19 protein-coding genes are annotated in these 16025 nt (G+C 62.3%); 16 read left to right on the plus strand and 3 right to left on the minus strand.

Annotation, left to right across the window (positions count from 1 at the left end; all coding sequences use genetic code 11):
- The first annotated feature begins 52 nt into the window (after window positions 1–52).
- The 3 genes from KYK83_RS02525 to KYK83_RS02535 are packed head-to-tail and all read left to right on the plus strand — an operon-like array spanning window position 53 to window position 2172.
- Window positions 53–679 carry a lysophospholipid acyltransferase family protein gene (locus KYK83_RS02525; protein ID WP_222827073.1) on the plus strand — a complete coding sequence of 209 codons (627 nt, stop codon included), beginning with the start codon at window positions 53–55 and terminating at the stop codon, window positions 677–679.
- Window positions 669–1490, plus strand: a complete 822-nt coding sequence (locus KYK83_RS02530; RefSeq protein WP_346729401.1) for a DUF1295 domain-containing protein — start codon at window positions 669–671, stop codon at window positions 1488–1490. The genes KYK83_RS02525 and KYK83_RS02530 overlap by 11 nt, the downstream gene beginning before the upstream one ends.
- A 55-nt stretch (window positions 1491–1545) precedes the next feature.
- On the plus strand, window positions 1546–2172 hold the full coding sequence (locus tag KYK83_RS02535; RefSeq protein ID WP_346729402.1) for a hypothetical protein: 627 nt from the start codon (window positions 1546–1548) through the stop codon (window positions 2170–2172).
- Between the two features lie 23 nt (window positions 2173–2195).
- Here KYK83_RS02535 and KYK83_RS02540 read toward each other — a convergent pair whose 3' ends face one another.
- The 3 genes from KYK83_RS02540 to KYK83_RS02550 form a co-directional block, all read right to left on the minus strand.
- Window positions 2196–3350, minus strand: coding sequence for an AI-2E family transporter (locus KYK83_RS02540; protein WP_222827074.1), 1155 nt, complete (start codon window positions 3348–3350; stop codon window positions 2196–2198).
- 88 nt (window positions 3351–3438) lie between these two features.
- The gene (locus KYK83_RS02545) at window positions 3439–4017 is read right to left on the minus strand and encodes a PilZ domain-containing protein (protein WP_222827075.1); all 579 of its coding nucleotides are present in this window, start codon (window positions 4015–4017) and stop codon (window positions 3439–3441) included.
- A 160-nt stretch (window positions 4018–4177) separates the two neighbouring features.
- Complete coding sequence (locus KYK83_RS02550) at window positions 4178–4990, minus strand: flagellin N-terminal helical domain-containing protein (protein ID WP_103024023.1); 813 nt, start codon at window positions 4988–4990, stop codon at window positions 4178–4180.
- Window positions 4991–5225: 235 nt separating this feature from the next.
- On the opposite strand from KYK83_RS02550, the gene KYK83_RS02555 reads away from it, so the two are divergent.
- The 13 genes from KYK83_RS02555 to fliP are packed head-to-tail and all read left to right on the plus strand — an operon-like array spanning window position 5226 to window position 16025.
- Complete coding sequence (locus tag KYK83_RS02555) at window positions 5226–6479, plus strand: sigma-54 interaction domain-containing protein (RefSeq protein ID WP_103024024.1); 1254 nt, start codon at window positions 5226–5228, stop codon at window positions 6477–6479.
- Window positions 6476–6838 carry a flagellar hook-basal body complex protein FliE gene (fliE, locus tag KYK83_RS02560; protein ID WP_103024025.1) on the plus strand — a complete coding sequence of 121 codons (363 nt, stop codon included), beginning with the start codon at window positions 6476–6478 and terminating at the stop codon, window positions 6836–6838. Before KYK83_RS02555 ends, fliE begins: the two co-directional genes overlap by 4 nt.
- A gap of 3 nt (window positions 6839–6841) precedes the next feature.
- Window positions 6842–8467, plus strand: coding sequence for a flagellar basal-body MS-ring/collar protein FliF (gene fliF, locus KYK83_RS02565; RefSeq protein WP_248284197.1), 1626 nt, complete (start codon window positions 6842–6844; stop codon window positions 8465–8467).
- On the plus strand, window positions 8464–9483 hold the full coding sequence (gene fliG, locus KYK83_RS02570) for a flagellar motor switch protein FliG (RefSeq protein WP_196847088.1): 1020 nt from the start codon (window positions 8464–8466) through the stop codon (window positions 9481–9483). Before fliF ends, fliG begins: the two co-directional genes overlap by 4 nt.
- Window positions 9476–10051 carry a FliH/SctL family protein gene (locus KYK83_RS02575; protein ID WP_222827076.1) on the plus strand — a complete coding sequence of 192 codons (576 nt, stop codon included), beginning with the start codon at window positions 9476–9478 and terminating at the stop codon, window positions 10049–10051. The genes fliG and KYK83_RS02575 overlap by 8 nt, the downstream gene beginning before the upstream one ends.
- Window positions 10039–11370 carry a FliI/YscN family ATPase gene (locus KYK83_RS02580; RefSeq protein ID WP_222827077.1) on the plus strand — a complete coding sequence of 444 codons (1332 nt, stop codon included), beginning with the start codon at window positions 10039–10041 and terminating at the stop codon, window positions 11368–11370. The genes KYK83_RS02575 and KYK83_RS02580 overlap by 13 nt, the downstream gene beginning before the upstream one ends.
- 55 nt (window positions 11371–11425) lie before the next feature.
- Complete coding sequence (locus KYK83_RS02585; RefSeq protein WP_146029844.1) at window positions 11426–11746, plus strand: hypothetical protein; 321 nt, start codon at window positions 11426–11428, stop codon at window positions 11744–11746.
- A 60-nt stretch (window positions 11747–11806) separates the two neighbouring features.
- Window positions 11807–13138: a hypothetical protein gene (locus KYK83_RS02590; RefSeq protein ID WP_222827078.1), complete on the plus strand. Its 1332-nt coding sequence runs from the start codon at window positions 11807–11809 to the stop codon at window positions 13136–13138.
- 32 nt (window positions 13139–13170) lie between these two features.
- On the plus strand, window positions 13171–13758 hold the full coding sequence (locus tag KYK83_RS02595) for a flagellar basal body-associated FliL family protein (protein WP_221596468.1): 588 nt from the start codon (window positions 13171–13173) through the stop codon (window positions 13756–13758).
- Complete coding sequence (locus KYK83_RS02600) at window positions 13755–14651, plus strand: FliM/FliN family flagellar motor C-terminal domain-containing protein (protein ID WP_103024032.1); 897 nt, start codon at window positions 13755–13757, stop codon at window positions 14649–14651. The genes KYK83_RS02595 and KYK83_RS02600 overlap by 4 nt, the downstream gene beginning before the upstream one ends.
- A gap of 5 nt (window positions 14652–14656) precedes the next feature.
- A complete protein-coding gene (fliN, locus tag KYK83_RS02605; protein WP_234003182.1) occupies window positions 14657–14980 on the plus strand; it encodes a flagellar motor switch protein FliN in 324 nt (107 codons plus the stop codon).
- Window positions 14980–15261, plus strand: a complete 282-nt coding sequence (locus KYK83_RS02610; RefSeq protein ID WP_103024033.1) for a flagellar biosynthetic protein FliO — start codon at window positions 14980–14982, stop codon at window positions 15259–15261. Before fliN ends, KYK83_RS02610 begins: the two co-directional genes overlap by 1 nt.
- Window positions 15262–15290: 29 nt before the next feature.
- Window positions 15291–16025 carry a flagellar type III secretion system pore protein FliP gene (gene fliP, locus KYK83_RS02615; protein WP_430298986.1) on the plus strand — a complete coding sequence of 245 codons (735 nt, stop codon included), beginning with the start codon at window positions 15291–15293 and terminating at the stop codon, window positions 16023–16025.

The raw sequence follows: 16025 nt of genomic DNA on the forward strand, positions 1-16025 counted from the left end.
TCTGCACTCGCTTTCGCCGCGTCTTGGTCTATGGGCGGTTCAGGGAGAGAACATGCCTACTGATTCAAACCGTCGGCCAGCGCTGTCGAGCCGAATGGTACAGCGCATCCTGCTGGGCCTTTACCGCTGGAAGGGATGGAAAATCGAAGGCCGCAGGCCCGACTGCGACAAGTTCATAATTCTAGGCGCGCCCCATACTTCGAATTGGGACTTCGTGTTCTTTCTTGGCGCGGCAAACCAACTCGGCATCAAGCCAAGCTTCATGGGCAAGACCAGTCTGTTCAAATGGCCGATGACCGGCTTCATGCTCGACATGGGCGGTGTGCCGGTCGACCGGACGAAGCGCGGAAAATATGTCGAACAGGTTGCGGCCGCCTTCGAGGCTTCCGATGAATTGGCGCTTGTGATCGCGCCGGAAGGCTCCCGCACCTTCAAGGGTGGCTGGCGAACGGGCTTCTACCATATCGCCATGGCGGCGGGTGTACCCATCGTCCCTGCATGGGTTAACAATAAGACGATGCGCGGAGGTATGGGAGAAGCCATGATGCCAACCGGCGACTATCGGGCCGATCTTGCGCATCTTGCTGCATTCTACCGCGAGAAACGTCCCGATTGTGACCGCTTCGTCGCTCTTGAAAAGAGTGCGCAGACGCTGGAGGAGATGAAGGGTGATAGCTGAAGCGCTGCTGGCCAATGCGGCCATATTGTTCGGACTGGCCATGATCTTGTGGGTGGTCGCGGTACAGATCGACGATGTCAGCTTCGTCGACGCCTATTGGGGTGGGGGAATGGCTGTGATGGCTGCGGTCAGCTGGTTACGGCTGTTTGACCCGGGCCCTCTCGCCAGCTTGCTGATGGCGATGACGGTAATCTGGGGAATGCGGCTATGCATCCATCTGCTTATCCGCTGGCGGCGTGAAGGCGAGGATAAACGCTATGCGCGCATTCTCAGGAAAGATCGGGAAAAGGGCCGCTTCGCTTCAGCCGCGCTGACAAAGATATTCCTGAGCCAGTCGGTCCTGCTGTTTCTTGTTTCGAGCCCCGCGCAATATGGAATTCTGGAAGCCAGCAGCTTGACGCCGATCAGTGGCCTCGCGCTTTTTGGACTTGGCCTGTGGGCGATCGGCATAGTGTTCGAATGGTTTGGCGATTGGCAACTCGCGCGCTTCAAGGCTGACCCCGCGAACAGGGGCAAAGTCATGGATCGCGGTCTCTGGCGATACACCCGCCATCCCAATTATTTTGGCGATGCCTGTGTCTGGTGGGGCATCTGGATCGCTGCTGCCAGTGCAGGGTGGTGGGTGGCCGCTGTCACCGTGATCGGCCCCCTGTTCCTTACCTTCACCCTCACGAAATGGTCCGGCGCTCCACTCCTCGAACGCGGCATGAAAGCCTCGCGCCCGGGTTATGACGAGTACAAGGCCCGTACGTCGGCGATCTTCCCGCTCCCTCCAAGAAAAAGATCGTCGCGTTCGCGGGAAGGGGTTTAACCGCCGCGCCTCCCATCCTAATTGAACTGGCAGGACGAGACGGGAGCGCCTTGCCGTGAGCGACGACGAAATCCAGGAACTGCGGAGCCGCTTTGCGCGCGAGGCCATGCGCCTGATGGAGCGCCGCGGCGAGGAAGTAACCCGTACCAAGCTGGCCGCCGAACTGGGTGTCGCACGCGCCAGGCTCGATGCCGTATTTCCTGAAGAAGGCGATCTGCTGGAAGCGGTGACCGGCGAATGGTTCGCCCCCAAACTGGCCGTGATGGACGAAGTCATGGCTTCGGGGCTGCCGCCGCGGCGCAAGATGTATGAATTTATCGCGCGCCGCTTCCTCCTGCTGCGACAGAATTACCGCGACGATCCGGCGACCTTCAATCTCTATGTCGAAATGGGTGAACGCTATTTCGAATATGCTCGCAGCTATATCGATCTTGCCGATCACTATCTATGCGAGCTGATTGCGGAGGCACAGGCCGAAGGGTATTTGCAGGGTCTCGAGGTCGATACCGCCTTGTCGCTCATCAACCAGATGGTGAACTGCTATCTTCAGCCTTACATGATCGCGATGATCGACGAACGGCTGAGCGAGGAAAAGCTGGCGCTGATTGTCGGTGCGATCTTCGATGGATTAAACGCGAAGGATGGCGGCGCTGGCGGTACTCAGGATATCCGCGCGGCCTGATCCGGCTGGTTCGTGGCCGCGGGCTAATTACCGCCTTCACGCTGCTCTGCGAAAATGCCCCAAGCGGCGAGGAACAATCCGCACACCAGCGGGCCGACGACGATGCCCGACAAGCCCATCGATGCGATCCCGCCAAGTGTAGTCACCAGCACCAGCCAGTCGGGGATCCCCGTGTCGCGGCCGACCAAGATCGGACGCAATACGTTGTCGGCCATGCCGATGATCGCCACACCTGAGATGATAACTACCACGCCCTGCCATACCGCTCCCGTCGCCAGCAGATAGATCGCTGCCGGCGCCCAGACGATGGCCGGTCCGACGGCCGGCAGCAGCGAAGCGATCGCCATGATCACTCCCAGCAGCAGGACCGATGGAATGCCCACTATCCAGAAGGTAATGGCCCCAAGCGCACCCTGCACCAGTCCGACGACTACCGACCCCTTGATGGTGGCGCGAACGATCGTCAGAAAACGCAGCGCCAATCTGTCGGCAATGATCCTGTCCATCGGCATCGAAGCAAGGATTGCCTCCCCGATCGTGCGCCCGTCGCGTAACAGGAAGAACCCGACGTAAAGGGCAATCCCGAAGCTCAACACAAAGCCGACGACACTACCGCCTATCACCAACGCTTGTGCGGCAATAATACCAAGAGAGGCCTGGATGAAGGTCTGCGCGCGTTCCTGTATATCGCCCAGATCGCCGAACCCTGCGCTATCGAGCGAAGATTGAATGTTGGCAGGCAAGGCTCCAAACACGCGCTCGAAATACATCGCTACATCAATCTGGCCATCCTGGAAGGCGAGGAACAGCCCCGCTGCCTCGTCGATCACCGCGCTGCCGATCCACAGTGCCGGCAACACCACTGCAAATAGAATGACGAGCATGCTGGCGAGCGCTGCCTGCGTCGTTTTCAGCGGGCGTTTTGCCAGAAACCAGCGATAAAGCGGCTGGAACAGGATCGCGGCGAGCGCTGCCCACAACATCGGCTGGAGAAAAGGCAGTACGATCGCCAGCAGCGCCAGCGATACGAGCGCGAGGAACAGCAGAAATCCGCCCTGTTCAACCTGCCTTGTTTTCGGATGGTCGTGCAAGGTGTTCAGCGCCCTGCCATTGGGGCGGTCGCAAACGGCCACAAAGCCGCGGGGGTTAGGTTGGGGCTGGTCCTGAACATGTCGCATGGTCCGGCTTCGCCGAACTCGATCCTCCCGGTAGTTGAGCTTTAGATAAGCGCGGCGACGGATCGGCGCAAATGTGAAATTCGCTATATTAGCTCGCAGCTGACCGCTCAAGCATGGCTGCCAGTTTCCGCAGCGTCTGGACGGAAATATCGAACGCCTGAAGCTTCGCCATGTAACCCGCCACTACGGCCGGGTCGTCGGCCAGTTCATCGCCCAGTATTTCGAGGGTGTCCGCGACCTTTGCGACATCGGCGGCGGTCAGCGCGGTCGAGATGAGGGGCGTGGCTGATCTGGCAATCGGGGTGTGGGTCAGTTCGGCTTTGGTCTGCGCCACGGCGCGGTCGACGTCGGTCTGGGTGTTCTGGCCGGAGGGCAGCCATTCGGCGACTTTTGCCCGGCCGTGGAACTGCAGTCCGACCCTGCTGGCCTGCAGCCAGACGATCTGCGCTTCGAGCGAGATATCTCCGCGGATGAGCCGGCATGGCGTTCCTGGAGGGGGCAGGGCCGCGCCTTCCACCAGGGCGCCGCCGGATGAGATATTGCGAACCTTCACCGTGCATACGCTGCCGCCCGCCGCCAACTTGGCCATGACGAACAGATTGGTCCGCGCTTCGGCACGCATGCAGTTCATATGCGGCGAAAGCGTTTCGTATGCTGCCGAGATCATAGTTAACTCCCTCGCTCCCTATTGACTTGGCGGAGCGAATTTTCGCTTTCCGGCAGGATCAGCGTTAACGCGTAGTCATGCTTTGCCCCGGCGGGAAAGCGTAAGGCCCGCCGCTCTTGCGAGCGACGGGCCTTGCTTCTCGTTACCTGGGTTCAGGAGGTTAGCGGAGCAACGAGAGGACGTTCTGCTGGCTCTGATTGGCCTGTGCGAGCATGGCGCTCGAAGCCTGGCTCAGGATCTGCGACTTGGCGAGCGCCGTCGTTTCAGCCGAATAATCGGTGTCTTCGATGCGCGAACGTGCGTCGGACAGGTTGGTGACGTTGTTGGTCAACGTGTTAACGGCCGATTCAAGACGGCTCTGGCCGGCACCCAGCGTAGCGCGAGCGGTCGAAATCGCTTCGAGCTGCGCGTCGGCCGTGGCGATCGCCGTAGTTGCCGATGCGGCATCGGTTCCGACATCGAACGTTGCGGCGGACAGGCCCGACAGGTCGGCCATTGCGAGGTCGATCGTGTCGGTGCTTTCCGCACCGGCCTGGATCGTGACACTGGCCGTGCTGGCATCGAACAGCTTGACGCCGTTGAATTCGCTGTTCGCGATGACTGCGTCGATCTGCGACTTCAGTTCGGTCACTTCGGCCTGAAGGTTGGCACGGTCGGTATCCTGATATGTGCCCGAAGCCGACTGTACGCCGAGTTCGCGGACGCGCTGCAGCATGTTGGTCACTTCGTTCAGACCGCCTTCTGCGGTCTGGGCCAGCGAGATGCCGTCATTGGCGTTGCGGATGCCCTGGGTCATGCCGCGGATCTGCGAGGTCATGGAGGTGGCGATGGCGAGGCCGGCGGCGTCGTCCTTCGCGCTGTTGATGCGCTTGCCGGTCGACAGACGTTCCATTGCGGTGCCGAGAGCTTTGCCAGCAGCGTTCGAGGAGTTGGCGGCTTTCATTGCGCTGATATTGGTGTTGATGACGTTCATGGCTCAATTCCCTTTGGTCTACGATCACTTGTCTACGATCACTGCCCCCCATCAGGATGCGGCAGCCGAGAACCAGACCGGCAGGAATTCAGCCGGCTTAAGGGTCAAATTTTTCAAAGTCTTAACGAACGTTAACCATAATACGTGTTTTCACTAGGCCTAAAATTATCCAAAAGTTGGACGTCCAGGCCGCAAATCCCCCTTCGTCGCTAAGACTTGCCAAGTGGGGGCACTGATGGACGGGATTACGAAAACCCAAAATTTTTCGAAAATACATGGGACGATCGATGCACGGATGGCGGGAATTGCCTCGTCCTTGTTCATGGATCGACCTGTGACGTTGGCCGATCAGGGCGATCGTTCGTCGGACTGCGGCGGACGGACCATCCGACTGGCGCGTGGGGACGCGTCGGGGTTCGAACTGTCGGGCGCCGGTGGTACGATCACCTACAGCGATCCCATCGCCGAGAGCAGCATCGCCGCGCTGGTTGCGATGACATATGCCGGTGAAGGTCCTGTTGCTGCGGACCCCGCATCGCTGTCCATCATCGCACTGGCGGATCGTCTCGCACGCACGAATATCCCGGTGCTGATCAACGGGCCCACGGGCACGGGCAAGGAAGTGCTGTCGAATTTCATCCATCGCCGTAGCACCCGCGCCGCCAAGCCCTTCATCGCTGTCAACTGTGCCGCCATTCCCGAAACCATGCTGGAAGCAATGCTGTTCGGCCATGAAAAGGGTTCGTTCACAGGCGCCAATGCCGCGGGCGAAGGCTTTTTCCGCGCTGCCGACGGCGGCACCCTGCTGCTCGACGAAATCGCTGAAATGCCGCTCTCGCTTCAGGCGAAGCTGCTGCGTGCCCTTCAGGAAGGCGAAGTCGTCCCGATCGGTGCGACCCGGCCGATCAAGGTCGATGTGCGCATCATTGCCTGTGCCAACCGCGACCTCCCGCATGAAGTCCAGGAAGGCCGTTTTCGTGCCGACCTTTATTATCGCCTCAACGTGTTTCCCATCGAAATGCTGGCACTTCGCGAACGTCGTGCCGATATCGCTCCGCTGGCTTTTGCCATGTTGCTGCGCCATGTCGGCAAGGGCGAACGCATGCCCTGGATCAGCAATGCGGCGCTTGCCGCGCTGGCCAATTATCCATGGCCAGGCAATGTCCGCGAACTCGAAAACGTCATGCGCCGGGCACTCTTGCTGTCGCAGGGCCATGCGGAAATCGGTATCGAGCATATCGTCTTCGACATGACTGCGCGCGCCGTCGAAAAGCCGGTCGAAGCACCGGTTGCCGCTGAACCCGAAGCATCGGCAAAACTGTCGAAGATTGTCCAGATCTCCGAAGCGCGCGCCATCATGGAAGCACTGGAGTCGGTCGGCGGTCACCGCGCCAATGCCGCCCGCGCTCTTGGAATAAGCGAACGCACACTGCGCTATCGCCTCGCGTCCTTCCGTGATGCCGGTATTGCCGTGGGAGCAGGTCGATGAACCCCGTAGGAGGCATTGGCGGTGGCGGATCGCTGGAGCAGATTATTGCACTGCGTCAGCAGATCATCGATCGCTCCAAAGTCCTGCAGGACGTTCATCAGCCCAAGTCTGCCGGACCGGCCGAAGCGACGGGCGGGGCGCCCAGTTTTGGCGATTCACTCCGCACAGCGCTTGATAACGTCAATTCTGTCCAGGCAGAATCCGGCCGCATGACCGCCGCATATGAACGCGGCGAGGAAACCGATATCGCCAAGGTGATGCTGGCCCGGCAGGAAGCCGGGGTCGCCTTCGAAGCAACTCTCCAGGTCCGCAACAAGCTGCTTGCCGCGTACCAGGAAACCATGCGGATGGGAATCTAATCCATGAACGGTCTGGTACCTGCCGAGAGCCAAGGCTCCGGCATGCTGACTCCGCTCACAGCCGGGGGTGGCTCGTTTGGCGACCGCCTTCGCGCCTTCACCGCGCAGCCAGCCGTGAAGCGGGCGCTGCCCTGGTTCGGCGGAATGGCCGGTCTGGGTCTGCTGGCACTGACGTGGGCGACGTTGTCCCCCGCGCCGCAGCGTGTCTTGTATTCCTCCCTTGCCGATTCCGAACGCGCCAGCGTGGTAGAGACGCTCGGCAAGGCCGGGATCGATTATACGATCGACAATGGCACCGGTGCGCTGACGGTCGGCGAAGACGACGTCTATCGCGCGCGGATGCTGGTGGCGTCCGATGGATCGCTCGCATCCCCACAAAGCGGTACCGACCTTATCGAAAGCCTCCCGATGGGGGCCAGTCGTACGCTGGAAGGCGATCGTCTGCGCGCGGCGCAGGAACGCGAACTGACCATGACCATCGCGGAAATCGACGGCGTCGAAGCGGTCCGCGTCCATATCGCCAAGGCCGAACGTTCGGTGTTCGTGCGCGAAGATGTCGCACCTTCCGCATCGGTGATGGTCCGTCTGGCACGCGGCCGCCAGCTCACCGATGGGCAGGTCACGGCTATCACCAATCTCGTGGCAGCATCCGTACCCGGCCTCGGGATCGATGCGGTCAAGGTGGTGGACCAGCACGGCAAATTGCTGACTCAGGCTCGCGATCCGAATAGTGGCCGGCTCGATCTGCAGGCGCAGATGGAAGCAAAGCTTAATGCGCAGGTGGATCACCTGCTTGCACCGATGTTCGGCAGCGATGCCTTTACCTCCCAGGTTCAGGTAGAGCTGGACATGAACGAGGTCACCTCCGCGCGCGAAAGCTACGACAAGGATGGCACCGTCCGTCGCGAAACCACGCAGCAGTCGCAGAGCGGCAACGCACCTGCCGGCGGAATTCCCGGTGTGCTGGCGAATACGCCTCCTGCTGAAGGGGAAGCACGGCAAGGTGCGCCACAAGATACACAGGGCGCCCAGACTGCTGGCGGCGTGGGCGAAAGCAGCGCGACCCGTGTCTATGAAATGGGTCGCGAGGTTTCGGTCTCCAATCTCTCGCCCGGTTCGATCAAATATCTCTCGGTCGCCGTTGCGATCGATCAGGCTGCCTTGGCCAAGGCTAGCGCGGCGGACATTAACAAGGTCAAGGAACTGGTTACGGCAGCCGTCGGCGCGCGTCAGGATCGCGGCGATCAGGTGACCGTGGTGATGCGTCCTTTCGAAAAGGTCGAAGGGGATGAACTGCCCTTCTACGAAACGAGCTGGTTCGGCATGGCCGTGCGCAATGGCGTCGCCATTCTTGCCGTGCTGCTCGTCCTCCTTCTGGCCGTGCGGCCTGCGATCAATGCGCTGCGCAGCAACGCCAAGGATGGCGGCACGCTCGACCCGCAGGGCGCCGGTGGCGAGGTGGCCGCTCTGGGCGGTCCCGGCATGGGCGTCGTCACGCCCTATGACCGGGAAGCTCTCGACGGGCAGATCGAACTCGCCCAGCGCATCGCGCGCGAGAATCCCGATGATGCCGTTCTGGCACTACGTCGCCTGCTCGCCGAAGATATGCGCCAGGGAGCATCGGCATGACGGCGCCTGCACAGCATCTGCTTGGCGGCACCGACAAGGCAGCGATTATGGTGATGCTGCTGGCCGAAGAAGACGCGTCGCGAATTCTAAGTCAGCTGACCCCGGACGAGCTGCGTCAGCTTGCGGGCACGATGTGCGGCATAGGCGAAGTCGAGCCGCAGGCGATCTCCGACGCCATCGCCGGCTTTTCACGCTCGACCGAGCATAGCGGAATTTCCGGACATGGCCGGGTGGACAATGTCCGCCGGTTGCTGAACGGCGCCGTCGGCGAAGTGAAGACCGACAATCTCATGCGTCAGGTGGCTCCGGAAGCGGAAGAGGAAGGCTTGCCTGCCCTCGGCCTGCTGCGCTGGCTCGATCCCAAGATCATCGGTGAAATCCTCGCCGACGAACACCCGCAGGCGATTGCCGTTTTGCTGCTGCAGCTCGATACCGATGTCGCTGCTGCCGCCCTGGCTGCGCTGCCCGAAGATCTGCACACGCCGGTGCTGCACCGCGTCGCGCGTCTCGGCCCGGTGTCGCGCCAGGCGATCGAAATTCTCGAACACACGCTTAATGCCAAGATCGAAAAGCTGCATGGCACGATCCCGCTCACCATGGGCGGTATTCGTCACGCGGCGGACATCATCAACCGTTCGCATCGCAGCATCGAGAAGAACGTCATGCCGAAGATCGGCAAGATCGACAAACAGCTCGCCAAGGAACTCGAGAACGAAATGTTCAAGTTCGAGCACCTGTTCGTGCTCGATACGAAGATGACCGGCGTGCTGCTGCGCGAAATCGAAAGCGATACGCTTATTCTCGCACTCAAGGGTCTGGAAGAGGAACAGCGCGAACAGTTCTTCGGTGCCATGTCCTCGCGTGCGGCAGACGGTTTGCGCGATGAAATCGAAGCGCGTGGCCGGGTCAAGAAAACCGAGGTCGAAGCCGCGCAGAAGGACATCGTCACCATCGCCAAGCGCCTGATCGCCGACGGCGAACTCATCATGGGCGAAGGCGACGAAGACTATGTCTAGGATCGCCTACGCCGCCCTCGGCCGGCCGGGCAGTTTCGCCCGCGACGGACGCTACGCGAAGCCGCAGGTTCCCGAAGAACCGGTCGAGACCGAAGACGTGGCCGAAAAGGCCTATCGCGCTGGCTATGAAGATGGCCAGCTGTCCGCCCGTGCCGATTTCGATGCCCAGCTGACCGCCGAACGGGCTGCCCGATCGGCCATCGAACTCGCCTTCGCCCGCTTCGATGCGGAAAGCGAGCGTCAGCTGCGCGACCGTATGCTCGCGACCGTCCACGCGCTGTGCGAGGAAGCGGTACTGCCGCTCGCCCTCGACAGCAAAGGGCTGGCCCGGCGGGTCGAAGCGGCGGCCGCCATGCTTCAGCGCAAGCACGACCAGCGGATCGTCCATATCCATCCTGAAGATCTCGAACTCGTCAAAGCCAGTGTCCCGGCGAGCCTGGAACTGGTCGCCGACGGCAGCGTCGAGCGGGGCGGATTGCGCGTCGAGACCGACGATGGCGGGGTCGAGGACGGGCCGCAGCAATGGCGCCGCGCGCTCGCCGAAATCTTCGATTCATGCACGCGCTGATCGATCGCACGTTCTCGGCCGTCGCCTCGGCCTCGCTCGATCTGGCCCCGCGCCGGTTCGGGCGGGTGGTCGCCTGCGATGGCGGCCTGATCGAGGTTTCCGGCCTGGGCGTACCCATCGGCACGATCTGCGCGATCGCGCAGGGGGAATCGTCCGAACATCGCGCCGAAACCATCGGCTTTCGCAACGGGCACACCATGATGATGATGCTCGGCGATACGGTTCTGCTGCGTCCCGGTGCGATCGTACGTCCCGAAGGGCGACCGGGCATGCTCGGCGTCGGGCAGGAATTTCTCGGCCGTGCGGTCGACGGATCGGGCGAACCGATCGATGGCGGCGGCCCGGTCATGGCCACCACCAGCTGGCCTGCGGGCGGTTACCGCGTCGGCGCGCTCGACCGGTCGCGAGTGACCCAGGTGTTCGACAGCGGCATCCGTTCATTGAACGCGCTGACCACCTTCGGCGTGGGCCAGCGCATCGGTATCATGGCCGGATCCGGCGTCGGCAAATCGGTGCTGATGGACATGATCGTCGACAATGCGCAGGCCGATGCCGTCGTCGTGGGGCTGATCGGCGAACGGGCGCGCGAAGTCTCCGATTTCGTGACCCGGCACATGGCCGGCGAACGCGCGGCGAAGACTGCCATCGTCGCGGTTCCAGCGGATCACGCAGCCAATTTGCGACTGCGCGGCGCCATGCTCGCGACATCCATTGCCGAACATCTGCGCTCGCAAGGCAAACGCGTTCTCCTGATCCTCGACAGTCTGACCCGCGTTGCGCATGCGGCGCGCGAGATCGGTATCCTGCTGGGCGAACCCGGCGCAGCGCGCGGGTATCCGCCCTCGGCCCTGTCCGCCATTACCAAGCTCATCGAACGCGCCGGCAATTCGGAAGAATCCGGCGGGGCCATCACCGGCATCTACACCGTGCTCGCCGATGGCGACGACCAGAACGATCCGGTCGTCGATACCGCCCGTGCGATCCTCGATGGTCACATCGTGCTTTCGCGGGAAATCGCCCAGCGCGGCCAGTATCCGGCAGTCGATGTCGGCGCCTCGCTCAGCCGCGTGATGAACGATATCGTTGCGCCCGAACATGCCGTGAATGCGCGGCGGTTCCGCGCGCTCAGTGCGACGTATGAGGCCAATCGCGATCTCGTGATGATGGGGGCATATCGGCAAGGGTCCGATCCCCTGCTCGACGAAGCCATCGCCCTTCATCCGCACATGAGCCGGTTCCTGTCTCAGGGCCATGGCGAATGCGTGGATGTCGCCGCCGCATCCGAACAATTGACGCAGCTCGTCAGCCGTGACGCCTGAACGCCGGAAGCTGAGGCGCGCCGAGCTCATCCAGCGTATCCGGTCGGTGGAGCGCATGCAGTCTGTCGCGGCCGCCAGCGAAGCGGAGGCCACCCGCGCGCGCCTGTTCGGCGTGGCAGAACGCACCCGCAGTCTCGCCGCGCACTATGCCCAGCGCGAAGGTGACATCGTCGGCGCCGATCTGCGCAGCGGCAAGGCCATGGGCGACCAGTTGCAGCGCCTTACCGAGCTGAGCGAAAAACAGGCGGAAGAAGCCGAACTTCAGTCGCAGGCCAAGCGTGAAGTGCTCGCCCAGTCCGACATGCGTCTGCGCAAGGCCAAGGAAAGCCGGCGGGATCTGGTGCGCCAGATCGTTGCCAGTCTGGAAAAGGGGTAGCAGAGCGAGAGTTTGGCACGCTTCTTGATAGACTGTCCGTGAACCTAACACGGACTTGCCATGAACATCTCGTTTGCCTTTTCGAAAACGCCCGACACCCAATCTGTCGCCGCCGGTCTGGATGGCGAAAGCGGGCGTAAAAACGGTGCTTCGCAGGGCGTGGACGGCTTCGCCGACCTGCTGAACCAGCTCGCATCGGTCTTGCCGGTCCTGCCGGCCGGACTCGGTACGGCAGAGAGCGGCACCGAAGAGCGGCAGGACGGTGAATTGCCGACCGGCAATATCTTGCCGCTTTTGCCGGTCGATCCGGTTGCCGATGCCGATATCGAACTGGCCCTGGTGGCTTCGCCCCTCACGTCTCTCGTGCCTCCGCCGGCCCAGGCTCCGGTTGTCGCAGGCTCGTCCGACGCGTCGCTCGCGGCAGGCAAACCGATCAATAACGCTTCGGGCATCGCGCCCCAGGCCATCGTTGCCGAACTCGCGGCCACCGGGGTCGAGGCACCACCTTCCGAAAGTTCCGAGCCAACATCCTTCGTCGTGCGTATCGCCGCGGCCGACAAGCCTGTAGATGCCAAGGCGGCCGATCTGCTCGTCACCGCGCCCGAGGGCAAGGCGCAGTCCGCTTCGACTGCTTCTGCCACGAACGACCGCCTTTCCCAGGCCGTCGCGGCTGGCACGGCACAGGCCACTCCGGTCGATGCGAAAGCCGCAACGGCTTCTGCCACGACCAGCCAGCCCGCCGTCCAGCCTACCCTCGATCCCGCCAGCGGCGACCGTAATCAGGATGGTGACCGTCCCGCCAGCGACAGGCAGGCTCCCGCCAGCCAGACCACAACGGCCGATCTCGCCAAGGTATCGCCGCAGCTCGTCTCGGCTCGTTTCGAAGATACGATGGTTGCCGCCCGGGCCGGCACTGTCGCGCCGCGTACGGTGACCACCGATCAGTTCGCTCAGGTCGAACGCGTCGTCGAACATCTCACCGCAGCCCGCCAGATGGATCTGTCCAAACCGGCAGCCATCGCCGTGGCCCACAAGGAATTCGGCGCTCTGACCGTGACCTTCGATCAGTCCGGCGGCAAGATGAACGTCGAGATCGCAGCCGAAAATCAGGAAAGCCAGCGCGCGCTGGCGGCGGCGATGGCCAGCGATCGCGGAATGCCCCGCCAGCAGGATATGGGCGGTCATTCCCAATCCGCGCAGAACCAGAACAATCACGCCGCTGCGGACCGTCATGGCGGCAACGGCAATTCCAGCGCGGCATCCGGTCAGGGCAATGCGGGGGACAGTGGCCGTTCGCAGCAATTCGACCAGCGTGGCCGCCACGATGAACGTGCCCGGCCGGGCACCCAGACGCCTGCCAGAAACTCCGGCGACGACGCTCTCTACGCCTGATCTGTCAGCATTCCATTCAACAGGATTACCCAATGTCGAACGATAAAACTTCCGAAGAAACCGTGAAAAAGAAAAAGGGCGGCAAGCTCAAGCTGGTGCTTTTCTCGCTGGTTCTGCTGGGTGCAGGCGGGGGCGGCACTTATGCCGCATTCGCCAGCGGCATGCTTGGTGCGCACGGGGCGAAGGAAGAAGATCGCAATCCCAAGCTGGTGCTCAAGGGCGAAGAAGATCCCTATCCCTTCGTCGCAGAAGGCGGCGAGAAGGAAGCGGCGCCCGCCATCCACGGCGGCGGCGGGGGTAAATACCGCACGGCCTATTACAATTTTTCCGACGAGTTCACGTCCAACCTGGCGAACGGAACTGCGCTGATCCAGGTCAGCCTCGCTGCATCGACCCATTACGATGGGCGCGTGATGATGTGGCTGAACGAGCATGAAACCGCTCTGCGGTCGCGCATCCTGGCCGAGCTTGCCGCAACCAGCGAAGAAGATCTCGCCAGCATCCGCGGCAAGGAAGAACTGCAGAAGCGTCTGACCAAGGCGATCAACGAAACGCTTGAAGAACGCGAAGGCTTCGGCGGCGTCGACAGCGTCTATTTCCGGTCCTTCATCGTCCAATGATCACGACCGGTATTCCCGAGGCTGTGGCCCGGGCAGCATGTCACTGCGACGAGCTGCTCAGCCGCGCGGCAACTCCGCCCGAACTCGATATCGAGTTCGCCCGGTTTGCGCGCGGCATCGCCCAGCAGTCGCAGCATCAGCTGTCCCAACTGTGCGATGATCGCGGGCTTGCCGTGGACATTGCGGACGCCGAACTGCTGCCTGTTGGCGAATGGTTTGCAAAGGTCGGGGCGGCTCATCGCCATAGCTTCTATTCGATCGGGCAGGAAAGCCGCGGAATCCTGATTTCGGTCCGGATCGGCGAACTGGTTGGCCAGTTCGAAAGGATCCTCGGCGGCACGGGCGAAGTGGACGAAAAATGCACCGTCCTGCCTGCCTCCGCCAACCGTTTCGCACAGCAGTTCGAAGACCGCATGGCCGAAGTCATTCAGGCAGCCAGCGATCGGCGCGGCATCGCGGCAAGCGCGAATGGCGAAGAAGTCGAACAGGTTGCGCCCTATGCATCGGGCGATCGCGTCTGGACGGTAACGCTCACCATCACGTCTGCCAAAAGCGCGCGACCGTGGAAGGTCCGGCTTGCGGCGTGCAACTCGACGATCGCCGAAATCGTTGGCACGCGCGCCGTCTCGCCGGCAACCGGCCGGACGATCGGTGCACGCGGTCTCAACGGGTCGGCCATTGCCGAAGTCGATCTTCCGCTGCGCGCCGTACTGGTCGACGTTCCGATGTCGATCGCGCGGCTCGCCAGCCTTGAACCCGGCTCGGTCATCCCGGTCGCGGTCAACCGCAACGTCCCGCTGATGACCGGAAATCTCACCATCGCGCATGGCTGTGTCGGCGAACTCGACGACCGTGTCGCCCTCGAACTTACCCAAACATTCCTCTCGGAGTAGAACCCATGGTTTCGCACGCAGACGGCTTCGGCCTCATTCAGGACATCGACGTCCGCCTCACCGTTGAACTCGGCCGCAAATCCATGCGCCTGCGCGACGTGCTGGCTCTGGGCGAATCCAGCGTCATCGAACTCGACCGCCTGACCGATGAACCGCTCGACATGTTCGTCAACGGCAAGCTGATTGCGCGCGGCGAAGTCGTCGCCCAAGGCAGTCGCTTCGCCATCCGTGTCCTCGAAATCGTCGGTGCCAGTTCCAGCGAACCCGCGATCGACCGCCGCACTCCGCCGCTGACGGTCACGCCGACCGGTGCAGGCGAGCACGCCTGATGTTCTGGTACGTCCTCAAGCTCCTGATCCTGCTGCCGCTGATTGGCGCAATGATCTGGGGCAGCCTCAAGCTCGCCAAGAAGATGCAGGGCCAGTTCGGCGCCCCCGCTGGCGGCAGCAAGGCGGTTCGCATCGTGGAAACCACCATGCTTTCGCCCACCCTGCGTCTGGCCGTGATCGAATTCCATGGTCGCGAGATCCTCGTGTCCACATCGCGCAACGGCCTCACCCGCCTGGCCGAAGCGCCGGCGCGCCCGCAGGCAGAGGAAACCGTTCAGTGATCGCCCGTTTCGCCAGGCTGACAGCCTTTCTGACCGCACTCGCCTATCCGGCGCTGGTGCATGCGCAGGCCTCGGACACCGCGGTTTCGGGCGCACTAGACCGCGCCTTCGGCCAGATGGCAGGTGCTGGCGGCGAACCGCTGAGCCTGTCGCTCCAGCTGCTGCTGGTGATGGGCCTGTTGACGATCCTGCCAGCGCTTCTTCTGATGATGACGAGTTTCACGCGCATCATCGTGGTGCTGGCGATCCTGCGTCAGGCACTCGGTCTGCAGCAGTCGCCGCCCAACCAGGTGCTGATCGGTATCAGTCTGTTCCTGTCCATGTTCATCATGGCGCCGACTCTGGAAAACGTGAACCAGAACGCCATCGCCCCCTATTCGGCGGGTGAAATCGGCGCAGAGGTTGCGATCGAGCGGGCAGGCGACCAGTTTCACGCCTTCATGATCCGCCAGACGCGCGAATACGATCTTCAGATGTTTGCCGACATCGCCGATGCCGGCCAGTTCGCCAGCCCGCAGGATGTGCCCTTCTCGATTCTGCTGCCCGCTTTCGTGACCAGCGAACTCAAGACCGCATTCCAGATCGGGTTCATGCTGTTCCTGCCGTTTCTCGTCATCGACCTCGTCGTCTCCAGCGTGCTGATGAGCCTCGGTATGATGATGATGAGCCCGATGATCGTTTCGCTACCCTTCAAGCTGCTGCTGTTCGTCCTCGTCGACGGGTGGGCACTGCTGATGGGTTCGCTCGCCTCAAGTTTCGGATAA

Origin of the sequence: Qipengyuania pacifica (assembly GCF_019857205.1) — a bacterium.
Taxonomy (GTDB): domain Bacteria; phylum Pseudomonadota; class Alphaproteobacteria; order Sphingomonadales; family Sphingomonadaceae; genus Qipengyuania; species Qipengyuania pacifica.

Excerpts from the sequence above, each read along its gene's own strand:
- fliE (WP_103024025.1), top strand. The coding sequence starts at position 6,476 with ATGAACCCCGTAGGAGGCATTGGCGGTGGCGGATCGCTGGAGCAGATT.
- KYK83_RS02585 (WP_146029844.1), top strand. The coding sequence starts at position 11,426 with ATGCAGTCTGTCGCGGCCGCCAGCGAAGCGGAGGCCACCCGCGCGCGC.
- fliF (WP_248284197.1), top strand. The coding sequence starts at position 6,842 with ATGAACGGTCTGGTACCTGCCGAGAGCCAAGGCTCCGGCATGCTGACT.
- KYK83_RS02525 (WP_222827073.1), top strand. The coding sequence starts at position 53 with ATGCCTACTGATTCAAACCGTCGGCCAGCGCTGTCGAGCCGAATGGTA.
- fliG (WP_196847088.1), top strand. The coding sequence starts at position 8,464 with ATGACGGCGCCTGCACAGCATCTGCTTGGCGGCACCGACAAGGCAGCG.
- KYK83_RS02610 (WP_103024033.1), top strand. The coding sequence starts at position 14,980 with ATGTTCTGGTACGTCCTCAAGCTCCTGATCCTGCTGCCGCTGATTGGC.
- KYK83_RS02575 (WP_222827076.1), top strand. The coding sequence starts at position 9,476 with ATGTCTAGGATCGCCTACGCCGCCCTCGGCCGGCCGGGCAGTTTCGCC.
- KYK83_RS02580 (WP_222827077.1), top strand. The coding sequence starts at position 10,039 with ATGCACGCGCTGATCGATCGCACGTTCTCGGCCGTCGCCTCGGCCTCG.
- KYK83_RS02540 (WP_222827074.1), bottom strand. The coding sequence starts at position 3,350 with ATGCGACATGTTCAGGACCAGCCCCAACCTAACCCCCGCGGCTTTGTG.
- KYK83_RS02555 (WP_103024024.1), top strand. The coding sequence starts at position 5,226 with ATGGACGGGATTACGAAAACCCAAAATTTTTCGAAAATACATGGGACG.
- fliN (WP_234003182.1), top strand. The coding sequence starts at position 14,657 with ATGGTTTCGCACGCAGACGGCTTCGGCCTCATTCAGGACATCGACGTC.
- KYK83_RS02600 (WP_103024032.1), top strand. The coding sequence starts at position 13,755 with ATGATCACGACCGGTATTCCCGAGGCTGTGGCCCGGGCAGCATGTCAC.
- KYK83_RS02545 (WP_222827075.1), bottom strand. The coding sequence starts at position 4,017 with ATGATCTCGGCAGCATACGAAACGCTTTCGCCGCATATGAACTGCATG.
- KYK83_RS02595 (WP_221596468.1), top strand. The coding sequence starts at position 13,171 with ATGTCGAACGATAAAACTTCCGAAGAAACCGTGAAAAAGAAAAAGGGC.
- KYK83_RS02590 (WP_222827078.1), top strand. The coding sequence starts at position 11,807 with ATGAACATCTCGTTTGCCTTTTCGAAAACGCCCGACACCCAATCTGTC.
- KYK83_RS02550 (WP_103024023.1), bottom strand. The coding sequence starts at position 4,990 with ATGAACGTCATCAACACCAATATCAGCGCAATGAAAGCCGCCAACTCC.